Source organism: Bradyrhizobium erythrophlei (genome assembly GCF_900129505.1).
Taxonomy (GTDB): domain Bacteria; phylum Pseudomonadota; class Alphaproteobacteria; order Rhizobiales; family Xanthobacteraceae; genus Bradyrhizobium; species Bradyrhizobium erythrophlei_D.
On record NZ_LT670818.1, the window covers coordinates 2,371,596 to 2,392,794 of the forward strand.

General features: G+C 57.9%; 15 protein-coding genes. 10 read left to right on the top strand and 5 right to left on the bottom strand.

Annotated features, from left to right (window positions below; genetic code table 11):
- Positions 1-1,153: 1,153 nt before the first annotated feature.
- Positions 1,154-2,008 (bottom strand): sulfite exporter TauE/SafE family protein, encoded by an 855-nt coding sequence (locus B5525_RS11220; protein ID WP_079566064.1) that lies wholly within the window; start codon positions 2,006-2,008, stop codon positions 1,154-1,156.
- Between the two features lie 787 nt (positions 2,009-2,795).
- On the opposite strand from B5525_RS11220, the gene B5525_RS46175 reads away from it, so the two are divergent.
- Positions 2,796-2,981, top strand: coding sequence for a gamma-glutamylcyclotransferase family protein (locus B5525_RS46175; protein ID WP_244568024.1), 186 nt, complete (start codon positions 2,796-2,798; stop codon positions 2,979-2,981).
- 249 nt (positions 2,982-3,230) lie between these two features.
- Entirely contained in the window at positions 3,231-4,535 is a 1,305-nt protein-coding gene (locus B5525_RS46180) for a transglycosylase SLT domain-containing protein (protein ID WP_244567868.1), read from the top strand.
- Between the two features lie 228 nt (positions 4,536-4,763).
- On the opposite strand, the gene B5525_RS11235 is transcribed toward B5525_RS46180, so the two are convergent.
- From B5525_RS11235 to B5525_RS11250, 3 genes are all read right to left on the bottom strand, one after another.
- Positions 4,764-5,156, bottom strand: coding sequence for a hypothetical protein (locus tag B5525_RS11235; RefSeq protein WP_079566066.1), 393 nt, complete (start codon positions 5,154-5,156; stop codon positions 4,764-4,766).
- Positions 5,157-6,330: 1,174 nt separating this feature from the next.
- Positions 6,331-7,911 (bottom strand): SGNH/GDSL hydrolase family protein, encoded by a 1,581-nt coding sequence (locus B5525_RS11245; RefSeq protein ID WP_079566068.1) that lies wholly within the window; start codon positions 7,909-7,911, stop codon positions 6,331-6,333.
- 735 nt (positions 7,912-8,646) lie between these two features.
- Positions 8,647-8,895, bottom strand: coding sequence for a hypothetical protein (locus tag B5525_RS11250; RefSeq protein ID WP_079566069.1), 249 nt, complete (start codon positions 8,893-8,895; stop codon positions 8,647-8,649).
- Between the two features lie 812 nt (positions 8,896-9,707).
- On the opposite strand from B5525_RS11250, the gene B5525_RS11260 reads away from it, so the two are divergent.
- From B5525_RS11260 to B5525_RS11275, 4 genes are all read left to right on the top strand, one after another.
- Entirely contained in the window at positions 9,708-10,676 is a 969-nt protein-coding gene (locus tag B5525_RS11260) for a class I mannose-6-phosphate isomerase (RefSeq protein ID WP_079566071.1), read from the top strand.
- A complete protein-coding gene (locus tag B5525_RS11265; RefSeq protein WP_079566072.1) occupies positions 10,664-12,940 on the top strand; it encodes a glycosyltransferase family 4 protein in 2,277 nt (758 codons plus the stop codon). The genes B5525_RS11260 and B5525_RS11265 overlap by 13 nt, the downstream gene beginning before the upstream one ends.
- Positions 12,941-12,984: 44 nt before the next feature.
- Positions 12,985-14,283 (top strand): glycoside hydrolase family 130 protein, encoded by a 1,299-nt coding sequence (locus tag B5525_RS11270; protein ID WP_079566073.1) that lies wholly within the window; start codon positions 12,985-12,987, stop codon positions 14,281-14,283.
- A 438-nt stretch (positions 14,284-14,721) separates the two neighbouring features.
- Complete coding sequence (locus tag B5525_RS11275) at positions 14,722-15,549, top strand: glycosyltransferase family 2 protein (RefSeq protein WP_079566074.1); 828 nt, start codon at positions 14,722-14,724, stop codon at positions 15,547-15,549.
- Between the two features lie 109 nt (positions 15,550-15,658).
- Here B5525_RS11275 and B5525_RS11280 read toward each other — a convergent pair whose 3' ends face one another.
- Positions 15,659-16,852: an aspartate kinase gene (locus B5525_RS11280; RefSeq protein WP_079566075.1), complete on the bottom strand. Its 1,194-nt coding sequence runs from the start codon at positions 16,850-16,852 to the stop codon at positions 15,659-15,661.
- A gap of 846 nt (positions 16,853-17,698) precedes the next feature.
- Here B5525_RS11280 and B5525_RS11285 point away from each other — a divergent pair.
- The 4 genes from B5525_RS11285 (at position 17,699) to B5525_RS11300 (ending at position 21,019) form a co-directional block, all read left to right on the top strand.
- Positions 17,699-18,334, top strand: coding sequence for a TetR/AcrR family transcriptional regulator (locus tag B5525_RS11285; RefSeq protein ID WP_079566076.1), 636 nt, complete (start codon positions 17,699-17,701; stop codon positions 18,332-18,334).
- A 35-nt stretch (positions 18,335-18,369) separates the two neighbouring features.
- Entirely contained in the window at positions 18,370-18,888 is a 519-nt protein-coding gene (locus B5525_RS11290; protein WP_154073158.1) for a hypothetical protein, read from the top strand.
- Positions 18,889-18,994: 106 nt separating this feature from the next.
- A complete protein-coding gene (locus tag B5525_RS11295; RefSeq protein ID WP_079566078.1) occupies positions 18,995-20,305 on the top strand; it encodes a site-specific DNA-methyltransferase in 1,311 nt (436 codons plus the stop codon).
- A gap of 297 nt (positions 20,306-20,602) precedes the next feature.
- Entirely contained in the window at positions 20,603-21,019 is a 417-nt protein-coding gene (locus B5525_RS11300; protein WP_154073159.1) for a DUF5681 domain-containing protein, read from the top strand.
- The last annotated feature ends 180 nt before the right edge of the window (positions 21,020-21,199 follow it).

Genomic DNA, 21,199 nt, shown 5'->3' on the forward strand with positions numbered 1-21,199 from the left:
TGGTCGGTGCCTGCACCGGCAGGTCAGCGGGCTTCTCGCCTCAGCGTCTTGAAATGTGGATAGGTCAGGGCCCCGTGCCTATTCCTTACCAGACTGGCGCGGTATTTTGTTACTTGGGCAGATGTATTGATCGCTCTTGTTTGAGAACTACCAAGTTATCGATGTCGTGCTTCCACTACGGGAGCTTGATTATGGAAATCGATTTAAGGTTCGTCACGGATGTCGGGGCGAGTGCCATTGCGTTGAAGGATCGACACGCCGGTACTCAGGCGCAAGGAAGCAAACCCTTAGTCGCCCCGAACGACTACGAGGGGCCTTGGCCGTTTATTCCATTTCCCGAAGATTGGTATGCGGCCTTCGCAGAAACGATGCCCACCTGCCCGAAGTGGGCTAGGGCCGTTGAAGAAATGATGTCGCGAGTTCAGCTCGACGACGGCGCGAGAAAAGCTAAAGCTGCCTCTCACGTCGGCCCTGCGGCAGAAGCAAACCCAATTCGCGAGCTCGTCGTCGAACGGAGGCGATGTGACGTCCAAGCTCTCTCGCCATTGTTGGCACTCTTTCCTTCCGCTGCGCGAGTTCGATCAGCAGCTTTGTCTCCTCTTCGGTCCATTTGCGGGGTTTTGCAGGCTCCATTGCTGTCCTCGCTCCGAGGATCGAAACCTGTATCAGTTGCGACTGCGATTCGGGCGCGATGAAGGCGGACACCTTCACCCACTGCGCCTGGCGGCAGGTCAATCGCGTCGGTTTGACACCCCGCCCTCTACTTCCGGCACCCTTTAAGTGTTCTGATGCTGAATAGGCAAATCATCCTGCTTCACTCCCTCTAACCGTAAAGAAAACGCCGCCCGCATCCACAGAACCTTCGAGGTTCATAGTGTGGCGCGTATCGCTTCTCACCGCGATCCTTAGCGCAAATTGTCGTAGTCTCGAATAGAATGGAGGAGCACGGATGGATTCTCGGATTTGCTGGATTGTACAACTGACGATCGTGGTTTGTTTTGTCTATCTGTTTGCAACAAAGCCGTCGTGCCGCGATGGCTATACGGCAGTTGTTGGTGGCGGCACGGGATGGTACTGCGCACCCGGATATCTACCTTAGGAAATGCATGCACCGATACGGTCTTCATACCGAACCCTCGGCCTATTCGCATCATCATCGAATTCGCGCGCGGCGTACTGTGAAAAAGATGTACAACAAATAAGCGTCTATCAAAATGGTGATCGCCATCACGCTGTAGGCCCACGGGCTTTCCATCAAGTCCAGCTCGATCAACACCCGGGAGAGGCCGAATCCGACGACCCATGCATCAAAGCTCATGCATATTCGACGAAACGTCTCGGCATCCACCCGTCGGATGAAATAGGCACCAAGCGGTATCCCAACCACAACGCAGGGAACGAACACCCGTAAGATGTCCCCGCTTTCGGCTATAAACAGGCCAAGCTGATAGTACACGACCGCGGTCACGCTCGACTCAACCACGCGAACCAATGCGAGACCGGCGCGAAACTCATTTTTGACTAGGCCTTGATTGTTGAACAAAATCGCCAAGGGAGGTCCTGAGATCGTTGTTACCGAATACAGGATGCCCAGCGCCGTTCCAAATGGGAGACCGATCAACCAGCTGAATCGAACTGGCCTCCGCCAACCGGCTGCCTGAGCCAGGATGAGGGGCAGAATGACTGTATAGGTCCAGAATTTGACCCAGCCGGGTTCAAGCGAAGCAAGAACAAAGGCTCCGACGGCGATACCGGGCAACATCCCAACGAGAATTGGAAACACCCTTTTCCATACAGTCGGGACGCCGTTCAGATTAATGAACAGGACGTATAGATTAAGGAAGACTTCGACCACAACGACGGCGGGATTGAGGATGCGATTTGTAAAAAAAACGAGCCCAAGCGGCACGGTGAGCGACGAAAACCCATAGCCGATGGCACCATTTACAAAGGCCGCAAACAGGGCGATCCCGGCAAGAACGATCGCAGCGTGGTCAAGGGAAGGCATCTTTAGTTCCTCCCAAGCGCGGCAGTATAGCTCAACGGGTCGGCGTGTCGAAAAAAAGGATAAGGGACCGTCCTCGCCTTAAGGGCCGTTCGCTACGCGGCCAATGTCCGGTGTGGGGTCAAAAGCTGAAAACCTCGATGCGAGCATATGTTTTCCGCTTTACCCCGAGAGCGGACATCGCCATGTCCGAAAACTCGCCCCGGATAAGATACAGGATCGGTCTTCCCGGCGCTTGCGAACCCACATGCCCGTTGAGACCCGTCCGTTAATGAGGTCGCACGCGCGCTGGACTCATATTGATCCGGGGCGCAACAGCAACAATCAGAGACCGCATACACTGATGCAAGACCGCTGACGCCAGCTCGACGAAAACCTCCTGCGACACGCGGCCGGACAATACATGTGGGTCAAAGCGGACGTGAAGTAATATTCAAACGGCGTCCAGCCGAACCTTCTCAAGGTCAGGGTCGAGGCAGATAGTTGTTGAACTCAAGAGGAAACTGCCGTTTGAAATTGTACGGGGGAGCCAAGGGGGAGCGTCAGAGGGTTGTGCCGAGCCCAAGTGCGACAGGCGAGGTCGGTTTACCGGGGCAGAGCGGACATGCCGCAGACATGCTGTGGGACCCAACTGCGACATTGGCCGCAACCCGTGTTCACCGCCTATATCATATGAGCCAGGAGGCCGATTACCGACGCTCTGCGAAATGGAAAAGGAGATGCGGAGCGTACGCATAGAGTATTCGTTTACGGCACGCTCAAGAGCGGCTTCTGGAACCATTACTTGCTTATGGGCTGCGAATTTGTTGGCGGCGCCGTTACCGTTCCGACTTACAAAATGATTGAGAACGGTTTCCCGGTGATCATGCCTGATCCTGAAGGCAAGCCCTTGGCCGGTGAAATCTACACCGTCGATGATGAGACGCTAGCGCGGCTCGACCAACTTGAGCGCGAGGGCAGCCTAGTAGCGTCGTAACTCAACGTCGGCGTGATGGCGCGTCAGAAGCTCCCCCTGCATGCTTCCGTCCGAGGATGCACAGCAACTCGCTCGCGGCCGCGAGTTGCATTCAAGCAACACTGTTTGAAAAAATCGATGACCTGGAGTTTCCGCCCTTGGGCGGTCATATCTTGATCCGAGGGTTCCCCGGCGTCGCATGCTTGGCAGTTCAATCTGGTTCAGGTGGAGCGTCGGGAGGCTACGATCATTAACCCGCGGCGATTGGCGATGGTGCCGGCGCTAACCGTAGTTCTCGCGGGTTGCGTTGTCGCCTGGGTTGCTGGCTTCGGTTCGTCCGGCATCGAAGACACCGCTGCGGCGCCAATCATCGACCGCCCCCCACCATCTCTCACTGCCGACGCCGAGATCGCGGACTCCCCACAGACAACCGTGTTGGCCAACGCCGCTGTCGATAGCGCCGATACGGCGGCGCCCGCCGCAGTGGTGACGGCAACCGACACGAGGGCGGTGTCAGATGAGCCGGAACCGATCGCCGAGGCCGCCGCGACTTCGCTTGCCGCGATCCATCAGATCGCGGTACCGCGCCCGAGCGTCGCAACGCCGAATGCTAGAGTTGCTGATGCATTCAGCGCCATCCCGCTGAACCTGACGACGGTGCCGACAACCGTCCGCGCATCGTTGCTGGCCCCGGCTATCGAGGCGAAATTCGATACAAGATCATCGGCTAATGCGATTGTTGCGGCGGAATTCAGCGACGCGGCGCCGGACGCGGTGATGCCGTCCGATGTGACCAGTTCGCTGCGGCAAGGGCTAATGTTGCGGGCCCGTGCCAGCCTTGAGGCTGCGCCGCCCGAGAACGAGGCAACGTCACAGCAGGACCGTCCGCTCGCTGCTTCGCCCAATCCGGACGAGGGCGAACTGCCGTATCTAAAGTACTACGTCTACTCGGAATGTCCGCCGCCGGAGAAACCCGCGAAGATCGCCTTGTCGGCGTTGAGCGACGTTCCGCTCGGAACGCCCGTCCAGGAGATCGAACGTGCAGCCGAAGCGTTCGGTGTCGATGTCAATTTCATGAAGGCGGTCGCCAAAATCGAATCCGATTTCAATCCCAGGCAACGCACCGGCTCTTATATCGGCCTGTTCCAGCTGAGCAAGTTTGAGTTCAGCAAATACGGATCGGGCGACATCCTCAATCCTCGCGACAACGCTATGGGTGCCGCCTACAAGTTTCTCAGCGAGGCTGCGCTATTCGAAATAATGACGCAGAAGAAGCCGACCTTTTCCGACCTCTACCTGATCCACCAGCAGGGCTGGGAAGGAGCCGCCCAACACATCAGCCGTCCGCAGCGGATTGCCTGGAAGTCGATGTGCGCAACCCAGGAGGGCTCGGCGAAGGGCGAGCGATGGTGCAAGCGCGCTATCTGGGGCAACACGCTGCCTGCGGTCAAACGCGAATGGAAGTCGGTCGATAGTCTGACCTCGGGTGCGTTCGTGGCGATGTGGCGAGACCGCGTCGACACGCTCTATGCCCGCTATCCTGTGCTAACTGCGGCGGCCGAACGCTTGAGATAGAACAGCTTGCGACTGCGCACGCCTGTCCCACACATCGTTTCGTCGGGAAGGTGTGTCGGCAATCTTGGGAGTCCATTTTCCGACGAAGACAAAAGAACCGGCCTGAGGCCGCTTGCCGATGGAACGGATCAGGCCGCGGCACTGGCGGTGCGTTCGGTCGCCGTGACTGCGCCTTGGACGCCGCATCAGATAAAGCGGCATCGTTCTTGGTACGGAGCGCCGGATCGGTCAGGCCGTTTTCACTCGTGTTAATTTCATCAAGGCATATGTCGCATCGTTACAATAGCGCAGCGCCTCGCCCAAGCGCTGCCTCGCAATTGAATTATATGATGATCGATCTTTTTCATTTTCGTTCGGGGGAAGTTCGGCCTGCTGGTTAGCTTGAAGCACCGCGACCATCTGCAAGATCAATCCGCCGGCTATGCCCAAAACGTATAGCTGATCCAGAAGGTGTATGAGTTCGTCGGGCGGAACAGGTTTGCTTTCTTGAAGAATGGCCGCTTCAATTTTTGGCTTAAATGCGGTCAGGGCTGGAATAAGAACGAGCGCTAGTCCCTGCGCTCTCCTGATCCGAGTTAAGTTGAACAGTTTTGGCTCAGGGCGCGACTTATTCACCGACATGTCACTTACTCCACCACGCGGATAAAATCGAACAGCCGCCATAGGGACGGTCGCAGCTCGTGCACGCGTATCCAGAAGGTGAGGTCTTCATGCTGCCCGGATATCGTTAACAAAAGGTTAAGGCGAGAGCTGTGCAGTTGTGCATACACGGCGATCACCGCAGCCTGATTTTCGATGGAACATTGTGGGTAGTCGGTAGTGCCAGCTATTCACAGAGGCAAAAAAGCGGGGGGCAAATCTTCCACATCAAATCACAGGCCAATGATTTGTTTTTCCGGGAGATTTCATTTCTTGTGGTGATTTTTCACTCCAATTGACATTGCTATCAAAGAAGCGACGTCAATCGTTGGCCACTTCATGATCGGGCAGCGACGATGTCGTAAATCGTGCATTTGCCGTTGCGGTGCATGTTTGAACCGGACGCTAATTATGACAAGTAGCGCCGCCTGATTGCCTACGCACCGATCCTCCAACCCGCGTGCGTTGTGCGATGACCGGCACTCGTCCGCCCCAACGGGACCGTGCGGCTTTCTCTCGGCGCGAATGATCGTCAGGAAGCGCGTTGCGCAAACGGAAGTGGAATGAAGCGATGAAGTGCAAAAATGGGAATACCGAACGCGAGTATCAGGACCGTCTCGAGATTTTGCGGAAAAATGCCTTCAAGACGCAACTACGGCCGCTGAGGTCACTCGAGACCGCAACCAAAAAGCGGAGAGCGCTGAAAAAGCAAGCGGCGGTCACGAAATCAACATCGACGACTTCCGGCTAACGGTGCGGCCGGCCGCGCGTTATACGAGATAACATTGCACCGCCTTCGGATGATCCTAAGGCCTCTACGCTCCCGCCGCGTAGGGAGGCCCCGACATGAGCGCGAATAAATCGCGCCGCCCTGGAATCGTGGAGTTAGGCGTCGCATTGTCTTGGGGGATTTCGGCGTGTGTAAGATTTTTGCGTTAGAAGGCTCGGTGCACGGCGCGCTACAGGCTGCTTGATTCCAAGGCGCGAGCGACGCGAATCAATACCGAAATCTCGCGCCGTCGCACAATCGCTTCCGTCGTGTAGTGACCATGCTTGAAAGCGTTCCTGTTGCCCTTCGGTGCACCCGGCGATGGTCCACCGCGCATTCGGCACCTTCCGTTTGCCATCGCTGGCGACTGGCGCGCCTTGCCGCCGCTTACCACACGTTGCTGCGCGCAAAAGCAGGCTCCCGGACCATCCCTCTTGCCCAGTCCCACCTCTGGCTACGATGCTTTTTCGGCTTTAGCGATGCCGCCGGCTTCCTTACCGGGGCGATGCCATCGCGCGATACCGATGCCATTGCTTCCTCACCCTTGGCCTCTTCGCGCCCGACTTCGCGGCGCGGCCACGCAAAATCGTCGGCGCGGCCGGGGGGCGGCGTCAGCGCTTCACCCTTGAGCAGCGTACGTGCGGCGAGCGCATCGACCGCGGCCGGGCTCGTTCCCGGCCCTCCGAGCAATTGATCGGTGCCGACCGAGGAGGCGACCAACGGCAGGATTGGACCTGCGAGGGGCCGCGGAGCGGGCTGACCGGGCACGGCATTGGCATCGGGCGTCGCGGGCTCGGTTGGCAATATGATTGGCGCCGAACGCGCGGCGAGGAGGCGCGTGATTTCGCGCTCGACATAATGCGCGAGCTTGCGCGCGCCGGCCTTGGTGAAATACACGCCGTCGGAAGAGCGCAGCTGTCGGATCTGACCTTCGAAGTCCGGGCCCTTCTGCACGAAGTGGCCCCCCTCGTCGACAAAGCCGTCCCAGACATCGACATAGGTGATGCCGGTCTTGCCGGCCACATCGCGATAGAGCGAATCCAGGAACAGCGTGTCGGCGGTCGCCTTCTGGCCATATACCACCGGCAGACCGACCCATAGCACCGGCACACCCTTGGATTTCAGGACGCCGATCATCTCCTCGATCTTCTTGGTGTAGAGCTCCACCCAGCGTTCCTCGTGAAACTGATAGAGGCCGTTCGGGGAGCGCGCGCTTTTCTCCGGTCCTATGAGGGGCGGCGCTACGCTATTGTCGGTGGCATCGTCCGGCGACAATTCAAAATCCGTTGCCTTGTCATGCGGCTTGGCATTGGGCTGCGCGTCGGATTTTGTGTCTGAAGGCTTGCCATCGGGTTTGGCCTTGGCATCCTTCTTGTCGCTCTTCTTGTCCGGCGATTTATTGTCCGATTCATTCGCGGCCGGCTCGTGGATCGCGACTCGGTCATTGAGCCCGAGCATGACAACAATGGCGTCAGCTTTTTCGGTGGCGAGAATGCTTTTGGCGGCGGCGGCCCAATCGGCCGGATCGCCCTTGGGCTGATATTTGATCAGGCCGGAGGTGTTTTTCGCCTTTCGGATCACGCCCAGGTCGGGCTGTTCTGCATAGGCGGTTTCAAGACCATCGGCGAGCCAGTCCGCCATGGCGTCACCGAGCACCAGAATGTGGTGCTCGGGTACGGTGTCGCGTTTCTCGGGCGGCGGCGCTTTTGAGAAATCCTCGTGCACGGGCGGTAGTGTTTGCCGGCGAGGCTGCGGCGCGTGCTGTTGGAACGGCGCAAATATGTCATTACCAAACCAGCCGCCACCGAACCCGCCGCCACCGCGTTGTGGCTGCGGCCGTTGCTGAAATCCGCCGAAATTGAAGAACTGCGCTGAGGTGGGCCCGACAAGGCCGAACACCATTCCCGCCGCCATAGCTAGCGCCATCAGCGGGCCTCTCTTGGTAAAGATGCACACCTTTCTTGGCATGCTGTTGGACTGCACAAGAACTTGCCCCAACACAAACTAGCACTCAGGCTCTATGACGAGTCTCAGATTACCGTGAAGTGCGTTACCGTCAGTGCGGACCAAACGAAGCAACAGCCCAAGTCCGCCTCGGGGTTCCAAATTGGGACAGCGGAAGGGATCAAACACCGGTCCTCCGCACGCCCGGCCTAATCGCATCAGGGCCGATATTTCATCGCCGGGCAATCGCTTCTGCCGAGTAACGGCCATGCTTATAGGCGTGCTGATTGGCCTTAGGGCGCCTGGAGATGGGCCGCAGTGCATCTGCACCGACCGTTCTTCATCGCTGGTGACCGGCACGGCTTGCGTATTTGCCAGAGGAGGACGCCTATCGCTGTCCAGCTGGAGAGCGATTGCCGTATCGCTAACGGCCGCTGCCTACTCGGCAAACTCGGACCTGGCGAGGCTCGCGCGGCACGTCCGTTCTACCCTCAACAGCAGACATTCGTCAGGCCGCCCAGCTTGTCCGAAAAGTGCCAAGATGCGACATTGAACAGCTCGAAGTTCATAGACCGGCCAACTGATACGGTCTCGCTTCTCCTGGCGCTGTGCACGCGCGGTACGGCCGCATCTCAAGCACCCCAATATTGCAGGCTTGGGCAGCGTATCGCTGGAGATGAATTACGTATATTTGGCAGTTCGTACGCGCGGCTTGTCTCATAGGGTTGACATTGCACCCAGGGACAGCGCCTACAGCAGTCACATCGAGCTATAACGCATCGCACTTCTGACCGCGTCATCAATCTCACCAGCCAACTGGTCTTCGCCTATTTGATGCAGATCAGTAGCCAATGACGCCGCCTGTCCGGCGCTCATCGAGAGCGGCTGGTCGGTGTCATAGCTGAACTTGATGCGCCAGATCCCGCCGTAATTTCGATGAGGCTCGATGAGCACTACCGGGAGATCGGGCAACCCGTTCTGAAACAGCAGCAACGACAGACTGGTCATTGGAGCCGCCGGGTGCGCTGATCCGATATTCACAACACCAGCTCCGCCTCAACGCGGCTTTGCCTGTTGCTGCGTTCGGCGTACCCATGCATCGAGTTAATCCCAAACAGGGCCTAGTTTGATTTTGGCGGCGGCCTTTGATGTCGTGGCAAAGCATAGTGGATCGTCGGCCAGGGTTGATGTTGAGAAATGTCCCTCGTCGTTTCCGACGTCAGGAAGTCCAATCATAGAGCAATGCCGGCCTAAAGATACAGCTATTAAAGCGGATTTGGCTGACGCCCGCCTCGCTATTGGGCGAGGGAGTTCCTATATCTCGGATATCACCGCCCGCCCTCGGCTGTTATCGGTGACTGAGAGCGTTGCGCTCCCGCCTCAACCAAGCAGGCGGTCCGATGCCCGATACCCCAAAATTCGATTTTCGTGAGTGGTCTGGTGCCGCCGGTGCTGCCGCCGATCTTGTTCGGCCTGCTGATCGCCGCTGCGGTCGTTCTTAATTGACCTGCGGCAGCGAAATCTGCGCGCATGGCGGACAGGAGACGGCATGGCAAATACAGCGACCATCAGGAACGCAAACGGACTTCCCGCGACCTTCGCCGGATCAAAGTCGGGGCAGGATGACGCCCCCTTTGTTTTTGTCAAAGTAGGCAACGAAGAGCGCCGCATGCGATGGGCCGAATGGGACGCGCTCCCGGCCTGGACCGGTCCCCGCCCCGCACGGACAGCCAAAGACTAATCGCGCCCGCTAAGCGTCCGCGAGGCAGCACGGGCCTCTGTTCCGTTTCAGTCCGTAGCGCCAGAGCCAGGAGGCCGCCTTGACGATCGAACATGCCATCGCCCGAACCAAGCCGAAGCCCTGGGGCAGCACCGATCTGCGTCCGTGGAGCCTGGCGTCGACAAGCGACGGCCCGATCGGGGAATTGTGGTTTGAGCGCCCGGGCCCCGCTGCGCCCGAGACGGCGCTGCTGCTCAAACTGCTCTTCACAACCGAGCCGCTATCGATTCAGGTTCATCCGGACGATGCGTTTGCGCGGTCGATCGGGCTTTCCAACGGCAAGACCGAAGCATGGTACATTCTCTCCGCCATTCCGGGCGCAGAGGTCGCGGTGGGACTGAATTATCCGCGTTCCGCCGCCGAGCTGCGAACGGCGATCGCGGACGGCTCGATCGCCAACATCATGCATTGGCACCCGGTCCATCAAGGCGACGTCATTTTCATTCCGGCCGGAACCATTCACGCGATCGGCGCCGGCATCGTTCTCGCCGAAATCCAGCAGCACAGTGACGTCACGTTCCGGCTGTTCGACTATGGACGGCAACGGGAATTGCACATCGAGAACGCCGTCGCCGTCGCGACGGCCGGGCCTCGCGAATCTCAATCGCCTCCCGAACGATTGAGCGACGCGCGAATGGTCCTCACCGTCAATCCTCACTTTGTCCTGGAGCAGATCGACCTTGATCCGGGTTCCGTTTGGGTGCTCGACGCACCGAAAGAGACCTGGGTTCTGGCGATCGAAGGTCACGCCCAACTCGGCTTGACGAGGTTGGCGCCTGGTGACGCCGTTTTCCTGGAAGCGGACCATGCCGAAATCGAGGTCGGCGCGCACGGGTTGAAAGCGTTGCTGGCCTATCCCGGCCCTACCATAAACCCCGATGCTCTGACAGAGCGCAGCGCTGCCGGGGTCAATCGCGCACGACATGCTGCCTCGTGTGCCCCGCAGGTGCCGACTCCCTTGGCGCATGCATCGCTCAATCAACCGGGGACATCAAATTGGCCGTTGTAAATCGTATCGCGTTCATCGGAAATTCGCTTCCCCGCCGCTGTGGCATCGCGACCTTTACCACCGATTTGCAGTGCGCCGTTGCGGCCTCGCGGGGCGATCTGGAAACCGTCATCGTCGCGATGACCGATCACGGCCAGGTCTATGATTATCCGGCCACGGTCGACCTGCAGATCGCTGACGATCGGCCGGAGGATTATGTGCGCGCCGCCGAGTATCTGAACAGCGGCGGGTTCGAGGCCGTCTCCCTGCAGCATGAATTCGGCATTTTCGGCGGCGAAGCGGGAGGTCAGATCATGACCCTGCTGTCGCGCCTGACCATACCGATTGTGACCACGCTGCATACGGTGCTGTCCGAGCCGACAAAGGTCCAGCGCGAGGTCATCGCGCGGATTGTCGAGGCGTCATCCAAGGTCGTGGTGATGGCTGAAAAAGGCCGGGAACTGTTACGCTCGGTCTATCAGGTTCCCGACGAGAAGATCGAAATCATCCCGCACGGCATCCCGGAATTTGCATTCGTCGAGCCTGACGCGGCCAAAGCCAAACTCGGCTTCAGCAACAAGTCCGTCATCCTGACCTTCGGCCTGCTGTCGCCGAACAAGGGCATCGAAGTCATGATTGACGCGATGCCCTCGATCCTGACAACCCGGCCCGACGCCGTTTACGTCGTGCTCGGAGCGACGCATCCCAACCTCGTGCGCGATCAGGGCGAGGCCTATCGTGAGAGCCTGGTGGCGCATGCGCGCAAGGCCGGCGTCGAGGATCATGTGGTGTTTCTGGATCAATTTGTAGATCAGAAGACGCTGCTCGATTTCATTTCGATGTCCGACGTTTACGTGACGCCGTACCTGAACGAAGCCCAGATGACATCGGGCACGCTCGCCTATAGTTTCGGGCTCGGCAAAGCCGTGGTTTCCACCCCGTATTGGCACGCCCGCGAACTGCTCGCCGACGGCCGCGGCATTCTGGTTCCGTTTGGCGACGCGGCCGCTCTCGGCCTCGAAATCGCAAAGCTGCTGACCAACGACGTGCTTCGGCAGGCGATGCGCAAGCGGGCTTATTCGAGCAGTCGCTCCATGACATGGGAACGGACCGCCGAGCGCTATATGTCGGTCTTTGAAAATGCTGGCCGCCGGCATCGGCTCAAGACCATCGCGCGCTCGGACACCAGCACGCTGCTGCGCGACAGACGCGCGCCGCCGGAGATGCAGATCGATCATTTCCTGTCGATGTGCGACGATACCGGACTGTTTCAGCACGCCGTTCACAGCGTACCGGACCGCGCCCACGGTTATTGCGTCGACGACAATGCCCGCGCGCTGCTGGTGGCCTGCGCCCTCAACAACCCGGGCGAACAGCGGCTGCCGGAAGTCCTGACGGCGCGGTTTGCCGCCTTCGTCCAGCACGCCTGGAATCCCGGCACGCAACGGTTTCGTAATTTCATGGGCTTCAATCGCTGCTGGCTGGAAGACAAGGGGTCGGAGGACAGCCACGGACGAACGCTCTGGGCCTTGGGTGTGTGCGCGCTCACCGACGCCAATTTGTCGCGGCGATCATGGGCCGCATCGCTGTTTTCCGAAGCGATGCCTGCGGTCGAAGGCTTTCGCTCGCCGCGTGCGTGGGCTTTTGTCCTGCTCGGGCTTGATGCCTATTGCACGGCCGTTACGGACGACGTCCGCGCGACGCGTCTCCGCACCCTGCTTGCCGATCGATTGATCTCGATTTTTGATGCCGTCGCAACCAACAACTGGGTTTGGTTCGAGGACGGGCTCGCCTATGACAATGCCCGATTGCCGCAAGCGCTGATCGTGACGGGCGTCGCCAGCAAGACATCGCGTTATGTCGATACCGGTCTGAAGTCGCTGCGCTGGCTGGTGACCCGGCAAACCTCGGCAAAGGGTCAATTCCGGCCGGTTGGCACGGCGGGATTTGGTGACAGGCGCCAACCGCCGCAAGCCTTCGACCAGCAGCCGCTAGAGGCCGCGGCGACCATCTCGGCCTGCCTCGCCGCGTGGCGCGCCGATCACGATGTCGAGTGGAAAGCCGAAGCCGCCCGGGTGTTCGCGTGGTTTCTGGGCAGTAACGACCTGTCGGTTTCCCTGGTCGATCTGGAAACGGGAAGCTGCCGCGATGGCCTGCATCCCGACCGTCCCAATGAAAATCGAGGCGGAGAATCCGTGGTGTCGTACCTGCTCGGGCTTTCCGAGATTCGACAAATTGCCCGCCTGAGCGAAAGCCGCCCCAAGCCTGCTCCGCTGGTCGCCTGACGGCGCCGATAACTATTCCTTCCTTCAATCTGTCAGAGGTCGCCGTGCCGGAATTTCCCTTTCTCAATCGCCAGGCCCTTCATCTGCGACCCGATCCGACACGCGTGATCGTTCGGCCTTTCAAGCCAGCAACGGAGCCGCGCGACCTCAATCCGACGGACAAGACCCGTGCCAACCATATCGTCGAGCGGGTTCTCGCGCTCGATCCCGAAGCCGCGGACCGTCAATTGGCCGATGTTCTGGAAAACTTCCTCGGCCGTCACCGCAATTTGTTGCAGACCTTCGAGGCCCGCGCCGCGGAGATGGAAGCCGCGCTGGCCGACCATGTCGCGTTCACGCAGGTGCAGCGGCAACTCGTGGGCGCCTATTTTCTCAACGAATATTCGTTCGAGGCGTCGGCATTATTCAATCCGAGTATCGTCGTGCATCCCGATCAGTCCGGAACGCCGGGAGGCAGCCTTCGCTTCATTCTGAGTCTTCGTGCCGTCGGCGAAGGCCATGTGTCCTCCCTGACATTTCGGTCGGGGTTGATTGCCGCGGACGGGACCGTCAATGTCGATCCGACGGCACGTCTTGCATCCAGCCCCGATATTGTCAGGCTGACATCGGGCGCAGGCGGCGACGATATCGACGTCACCTTCACGGCCGGCGAAGATATCAGCGAGCGGGTGATCTTTCCGGTCACCGAAGCGCAGTCGAACGGGATCGAGGACGCCCGCTTTGTGCAGTTCAGCGGTGCTGGACAGAAGGTCTACTACGCGACCTACACCGCCTATAGCGGACGGGCCATCCGATCGGAGCTGATCGAGACCTCCGATTTTGTATCGTTCCGGCTGTCGGCCTTGAAGGGCAGCGCCGCGCGTAACAAGGGCATGGCGTTATTTCCGCAAAAGATCGACGGCAAGTATGCAATGATCGCGCGCCAGGACAACGAGAACCTCTATTTGATCTATTCCGACGATCTCTACACATGGGATGGCGGCCAGCCGATTCTGAAGCCTCGATATCCCTGGGAATTCGTGCAGATCGGCAATTGCGGATCGCCGATCGAGCTCGATGAAGGATGGCTGCTGCTGACCCACGGCGTCGGCCCTGTGCGGAAATATTCGATCGGCGCGGCGTTGCTCGACAAAAAGGATCCTTCGAAGGTGCTCGCCCGCCTGCGCGAGCCGCTGTTGCGTCCCGACCCTTCCGAACGCGAAGGATACGTGCCGAACGTCGTCTATACCTGCGGCGCGATGCGCCATCGCGACAAGATCATCTTCCCTTATGCGGTCTCGGACACCTTCTGCAATTTCGCGACCATTGAGATTGATTCTCTGATCGCGGCGATGGACAGATAGCGCCGTAATTGTTCTTCTAACGTCAAAATCCTTCGCATTGGACGGCGCTAACCGTGCTCAAAATCAACTAGGCCAGTAAGATCGAAATAGACTGGTATCTCAGTTGGAAGGTATCAAGATAGCGGACTAGTTGAAGAGCGGGTCCTTCGCACGGAGGTCCGTTCTGGGTCAAAAGGCGAAATACTCGCTGCGAGCAAATATCGTCCGCTGTTGCCCCTATAGCAGACATACAGCGACTACATGCGCCACGTCCGTTCGGTGCCAACAGGCGACATTCCATTCAGACACCTCACCCAACGCGCCGTGGGGTTAGTTTTCCGCAATCTCTCGTTAGCGCCGTACCACCGGCAACATTAGCCCTACGATTCTTAACCCTTGCCGTTACTGCGCCCGCCCACCATCATGGTGCCGATTTTTTGTCGCAGCTAGGTGGTGGCCATGCCGGGCACGAGTAGTTGGCAGCTCCGCGAGGGCGAGCAAATCATTGCTTGCAATACAAGCCTATTCGGTCAAAAGCACTTTTTGATCGGAATCACCCGCGTTCGCAATGAAGCGCTCATTCTCCAAGACACGCTGGACTACGTCGGCACGAACGTCGATGCGATAGTCGCCTATGATGACGCGAGCACGGATCGAACGCTGGAGATTCTTGGCGAACACCCAAAAGTCGCTCTAGTTGTGACAAATCGGTCGTGGGAAGCGGACATCGAGGCACGCCGGATTGCCGAGGGTCGACATCGCGGACTTTTGCTGCAGACGGCGCGCGAACATTTGCAGTTCGACTGGATATTTTGCTTCGATCCGGATGAGCGCGTTACCGGAGATCTACGCGGGTTCATAGAAGGAACGCATTCCAGCGATTGCGACGGCGTTCGGATTCAATTGTTCGACGCCTATTTGACCCCTGGCGATCATGCACCCTATCAAGCCGATCGCGAACTATTGGGCTTTCGTCGTTTCTTCGGCCCGGAACGGCGAGACATTCTGATGTTGTGGCGAAACCGGTTGGAGTTCATCTTCGCGAAGCGAGAACCGAGCGGCGTAGAACACGTGCGGACCGATCTTTATTGCCAACACTATGGTAAGTCGTTGTCGGTCGACCATTGGGAAGAGACCTGCGACTACTACATGCGACACTTTCCATTCGATACCTACGGACGAAAATGGCTCGAGCGCAAAGGTCGAGCAATCCACACCCAATCTGACTTCATGCGACCCCTGCATGAGTGGGGCGACACGCTCTTCGCGAATGCGGTCAAGATGTGACCTGTCCGAAAATCGAACGTACCTTCCGCCCCGCGCCAATGTGACCGCTTGGTTTGACAGGCTAACGCCGCGTTTCTCACACAGGGCAATTTTTGGTCGAAACGGCCAACTAGACCAGCGAATGCAATGCCTTAACCGCGGCCTCGCGACCCCCGATAGGAACAAACAGATTCACCGAATGCGGTGACGAAACATATTTGTCGACGATGATCCCATGACTTTGCAGAATCTGAATGGCCTTGAATGGCAAGTCTGAAGAAACGCCGCCGAAGCATGTGATGCTCACCGAACTCAGGGTCTCGCGCTGTTTGCGCAAGTTCTTGCTCCCCTCCAGCGTGCGCAGCAAGGTGTCGAGCGATTCCGAATCGGAAGTCATCATGATGCGGGTTTTTCCGGCGGTGAAAGCCGAAGCGAGGAGTTGCGGCCAGGACAACCCGTTTTGTTTGAGATGCTGCGCGAACTTCTCAAAACCCTGATTGAGATCCGCCGAATCGATCTCCACATGCTCAATGCGAGCCATCGAGTTGACGGCCAAAACCTTTCCGTTTTCCATTCCGCAAACCTCCTTCATCACTTGCGTGCTGTGTTCAGCGCCGCCCCATTTTTTCAAAACCAAGCGCACATTTTGGCTTTGTGCCAGCTCCACGCTGCGGAAATGCAAAACCTTGGCGCCCCAGAAACACATTTCGGATAGCGATGCAAAATCCAGGTGACGCAACGGTTTGGAATTCACCACGATGCGCGGATCGGCCGAGCAGACGCCGTCGACCTCTTTGATTATTTCACAGCAATCGGCCCTCAGCGCCGCGGCCATGGCGACCGCAGTGGTGTCGCTGCCGCCCCGGCCCAGCGTGGTGATTTCTTTGGTCACCGGATTCACGCCCTGAAAGCCGGCCAAAACCACGATGCGCCCGCGATCGAGTTCTTCGCGCACGCGAACTGGCCGCACATCCAGAATGCGCGCGGAGGAATGGGATTCGTCGGTCATCACTCCGGCTTGACTGCCGGTAAAACTGATCGCCGGCACGCCGAAATCGGAGAGCGCCATGCTCAATAGAGACATACTGATGCGCTCACCGGTGGTCAGCAACATGTCCAGTTCACGGCGATTGGGATGCGGGCTTACTTGATAAGCCATCTTAACAAGTTCGTCGGTGGTCTTACCCATCGCTGAAACGATCGCAACTACCCGATGACCGCGTCTGTGTAGGTCGGCAAGACTGCTCGCAACCGCGCGGATTTTTGCCGGGGTTTCAAGGCAGGCGCCGCCGTATTTTTGCACGACGATGGGATTGTTGCGCATTCTACTTATAGAAATACCCCGAGCGAGCTCCGCGCGCCAGCGCGAACAAACTGCGACACGCGCGGCTGCGCGCCCGTATCAGGAGGCCAGTCCGTTTGGGATCAAACTCGGAAACACTCGCTGCGAGCAGATGTTTTCCGCTTTACCCCTTACCCCTGAAAGCGGTCCAACCCCCTCGAGCGGGAACGTTGTGGAGTTAGGGCGAAACAACGCAACCACCCGGTTTTCGTCAAACATAAACGCTGACTTATGTTTTATTCGGGTGCCTCAGGGCCTACGCAACGCCTGAGTGCTAATCCGAAATTCTGGTAAATGATCGTGAACTTGGTTTCTTGGGGTCCTAACTCTGTGAAGGTTAGGGCCCACATTGCAGTTCACTGTTGAATTCAGAGTTGCGCCGCTGTTTTGCTGGGAGAGCCGAGGGGAGCGGAAGGACAGTTCGCCGGAAGATTTGTCGTCCCGACGTAGGAAATCCGAATCGCTCTTAATTCTTAGGACTGTATTGCGCCCGAAATCTCAGCAGCCACTCAAACGCACAGGGAAGCTCATAGGCGCGATTTGCGTAACGCCGGTGCTTCGAGGCGGTCGGAATCCTTCAAATTTTGCCAGAGATTGAGCAAATCTTCGGTGCGGAATTAAGCGCTCGCACAGAAAAAGTAAATGAATTCAGTAGTTTAGGATTGCCGGCCTGTCGAGCGGTCGGTCCGATTCTCGAGGGTCTCAGCCCCCATTATGGTAGCGGCGCCGGTAATTCGTGAGCACGGACAAAGCCCGGGCATGTGAGTTTAGAGATCTTTGGCACGAAATATGCTATAATTGATATATAGTTGAATTGGAGATGAAACGATGCGAGCTACTCCCAAAACGATACAGCCTCAACCCTCGGAATTGGACAAGCCGGCCAAGGAGCGGATCGTCGAGCACGCTGATAGGCTATTCACCCTTTGGGGCGTCAGAATATCGACGGACATGATCGCCCACTTTGCGCACACCAATGTCGGCACGATCATCAAGCATTTCGGCACCCGAGAGCGGTTGGTTTCCGATTTCCTGAAATCGCTTATGAAGCGAGCGGAGCAATCATGGAAGCAGATCGAACAGGAACACCCAAATGATCCCGAGGCACAGCTCAGGACGTGGGTCCTCCACTCTGAATTCGCGGCCGACCTGTCCAATCAGGAAGAGCATGCCCAACTGTCGAGAGCTGCCGTGGATCTCATAGGCATTGAAGCCAAGAACCCTCTTTTGAGCGAAATCGAAAGGTTTTGGCAGGCCGAGCGACGGAAGATCGTAAAGTTGTGCGAACAGGCCAGGTTTCGCGATCCGTCGGGGTTGGCCGACAAGCTCCTGTTGCTGGTGCAGGGCGCGCGCAACGAGCGCAACGGCTACGGTTTTGGGGGGCCCAGTCAAAAGGTACGCGAGGCCGGGGACGACTTGATGGTAGCCCATGGTGCCCAGCGAAAGCCGCTTCTTGAAGTGTGATAGAGTTTGTTTATTCCATCGAGCCGGAGCAAAGCGTGTCGAAAGACGACCAATTCGCAATCGTCGTGTTCACTTCAGAAACGGTCGAAACCATTCTGAGTCGCGGCGGTACGGGAGACTGGGTATTGAGCCCAAAGACGGCTGGCGCCTGCAAATATGTCGTGTGTTGCCGAAAACCTGCCTGGGATAATAAGAAAGAGGGGATCACTCATCGGGCCGCGTTCCTGATTGGCCTCATTTCCGGTTTGCGCAAGCAACCCGAAAGCGAAAACGATCGCGGCCAGCCACGCTTTCTGATCGAGCTATCCGAATATACCACATTTGAGCGTGCGGGTGTCTGGAAGGAGGGCCGCAATCCCATCTCTTACAAGACTCTCAAGGCTCTGGGCATCGATCTCCGCGGGTTGAAGTTCAAACCGATGCCGGTGCCGGCTCCTTCCTCAAAATTGGGGGGTACTGGCAGCGCACCGATGACCATTGCGGACGCTAAAAAAGCCTTAGCTGCCACGTTTGGAGTAAGCCCCGATGACGTCGAAATCACGATCCGCGGCTGAGTTAATCATGACTACGATCGTTTGCGCCGCAGGCCAGAAATCATCAAAGTACATTTGAAGTACGCGATACTTAGATGTATATAGGCCTCAACGCAAGGAGGCGTACATGAGTGATTTCCGCATCGAACATCTGCCCGTTGCTGATCTGAAGCCCAATCCCCGCAATGCGCGTCGACATCCCAAAAAGCAGCTGCACCAAATCGCAGCCTCAATCCGCGAGTTTGGCTTCAACAGCATTGTCGTCATTGACGAAGACGGCGTTATCCTGGTGGGCCATGGCCGGGTCGAAGCAGCCAAGCTGGCCGGTTTGACAACCCTTCCCGTCCTGCGCATTACGCATTTGACCGCCGAGCAGAAGGTCGGATTTTCGCTCGCCGACAATAAGATTGCACTCAATAGCGACTGGGATATGGAGCAGCTGACGCTGCTTTGGCGGGAGCTGTCCGCACAGGACCTTAATTTCGATCTGGAAGTAACGGGATTTGAGACGGCAGAAATCGACCTACTGATTGACGGCCCGACGGTTTCGACCAAGGCCGACCGCAGCGACATTGTTCCGGAACTGCAGAACGAAGCCGTCTCCCGATTGGGCGATCTCTGGCACCTAGGCGAACACCGGCTGATTTGCGCCGACGCCTGCGACAAGGCCGTTTACCCGGAATTGCTCAATGGCGAACAGGCAAGGATGGTATTTGCGGATCCTCCCTACAACGTCCCGATCGACGGTCACGTCGGGGGTCTTGGCGGGGTCAAACACCGGGAGTTCAAGATGGCCTCGGGTGAGATGACCCCGGCCGAATTTCAACAGTTCCTGAAGGTGGTGTTTGCTAACATGGCGGAGGTTAGCCTGAACGGTGCTGTCCACTTCATCTGCATGGACTGGCGCCATATGGCGGAAGTCATGGGTGCGGCACACGGCATCTACTCGGGACTCAAGAACCTCTGCGTCTGGAACAAGAACAACGGCGGAATGGGATCGTTTTATCGCTCAAAGCACGAGCTGGTGTTCGTCTACAAGGTGGGGACTGACCCCCATGTGAACACGATTGAGCTCGGAAAGAACGGGCGCTACCGGACCAACGTCTGGGACTACGCCGGCGTCAATACCTGGCGGGCCGGTCGAGACGCGGACCTGGAAATGCACCCGACGGTCAAGCCGACGGCGCTGGTGATCGACGCCATCAAGGACTGCTCCCGCCGCGGGGAGATCGTACTGGATGCTTTCTCCGGATCGGGAACGACCATCATTGCCGCTCACAAGTGCCGGCGCAGGGCACGCGCGATCGAACTCGATCCGCTCTATGTCGACGTCGCCATTCGCCGTTGGCAGACCTTTACCGGCGAGGGGGCAACGATGGCCATCACGGGCGAAACGTTTGCGGAGGTCGAGGAAAGGCGCGGTGATCCGTTGCAGTAGCGCAGGCTCTCATTTGTGGCAAAAAACCCACAAACGCCCGCAATCAGCTGCTAATCTACACCCTGAAATTTGATCGCAACCGTTGTTTGTGATACACAATCAACACCTCGCCTAAGACCCGAATTGCGGTTTTAACCGTTGCGTGATGCACAAATTCGGGAGGTAAAGCGTAGATGACGGCGTGACGCCCGATAGGTCTGAATTTCTCGCAAGAGCAGAAATTCGGTAAACCTGCGGGGTCGCGCCGATCTTGTTTGTGGCCTCGCTCCTATTCGTCGTTTGACAGAGGAGATTGAATTGCCACGTAACAACTTGGGCCAGTTCAAGCCCGGCACGTGCGGAAACCCGCGAGGGCGCCCGCGTAAGCTGCCGCGAAAGATTCATCCGGACTTACTCAGGGCGGATTTTTTCGAAATCAGCGAAACCTTGGTCCCAATTATCGAAAATGGTCGGCGCAAGCTAATTCCCGCGAGTCTAGCCATTGATAAGCAGCTCGTGTTAAAGGCCGCTTCAGGAAATTTGCGGGCAATCCTCGAATGGAGCAAGATGCGTCACAGGCACGCGTTGGAGCATGTAAAGAGACAGCTTGACTGTATGGAGCAGTTGCTGAAGTCGGAAGACATCTTGCGAAAGTTTCCGGAGGATGTGACGGATGAGTACAAGGCTTTGACCAGGAATTTGCGTGCCGCAATCGATGCTGATTATTTGCCCTAGCTAGGGACTGAAAAATAGTGAAAGTCGCGGAGCGCATCCATGCGCTCCGCGATTTTTTATCTGCAAACGATCAAGGTCAAATCCGAAATCGTGCGGCGTCCTCGAAAGACCTCAAGCTGCCGTGGCTCTCGCCGGCGACATTAGCAGCCTGTACAGGCCTGTTTCGCACCTGTTCATCGC

Bases quoted from the DNA above. Each gene is read 5' to 3' on its own strand.
- B5525_RS11295 (WP_079566078.1), top strand. From the start codon at position 18,995: ATGAGTGATTTCCGCATCGAACATCTGCCCGTTGCTGATCTGAAGCCC.
- B5525_RS11220 (WP_079566064.1), bottom strand. From the start codon at position 2,008: ATGCCTTCCCTTGACCACGCTGCGATCGTTCTTGCCGGGATCGCCCTG.
- B5525_RS11285 (WP_079566076.1), top strand. From the start codon at position 17,699: ATGCGAGCTACTCCCAAAACGATACAGCCTCAACCCTCGGAATTGGAC.
- B5525_RS11245 (WP_079566068.1), bottom strand. From the start codon at position 7,911: ATGCCAAGAAAGGTGTGCATCTTTACCAAGAGAGGCCCGCTGATGGCG.
- B5525_RS11280 (WP_079566075.1), bottom strand. From the start codon at position 16,852: ATGCGCAACAATCCCATCGTCGTGCAAAAATACGGCGGCGCCTGCCTT.
- B5525_RS46180 (WP_244567868.1), top strand. From the start codon at position 3,231: ATGGTGCCGGCGCTAACCGTAGTTCTCGCGGGTTGCGTTGTCGCCTGG.
- B5525_RS11275 (WP_079566074.1), top strand. From the start codon at position 14,722: ATGCCGGGCACGAGTAGTTGGCAGCTCCGCGAGGGCGAGCAAATCATT.
- B5525_RS46175 (WP_244568024.1), top strand. From the start codon at position 2,796: ATGGGCTGCGAATTTGTTGGCGGCGCCGTTACCGTTCCGACTTACAAA.
- B5525_RS11250 (WP_079566069.1), bottom strand. From the start codon at position 8,895: ATGACCAGTCTGTCGTTGCTGCTGTTTCAGAACGGGTTGCCCGATCTC.
- B5525_RS11235 (WP_079566066.1), bottom strand. From the start codon at position 5,156: ATGTCGGTGAATAAGTCGCGCCCTGAGCCAAAACTGTTCAACTTAACT.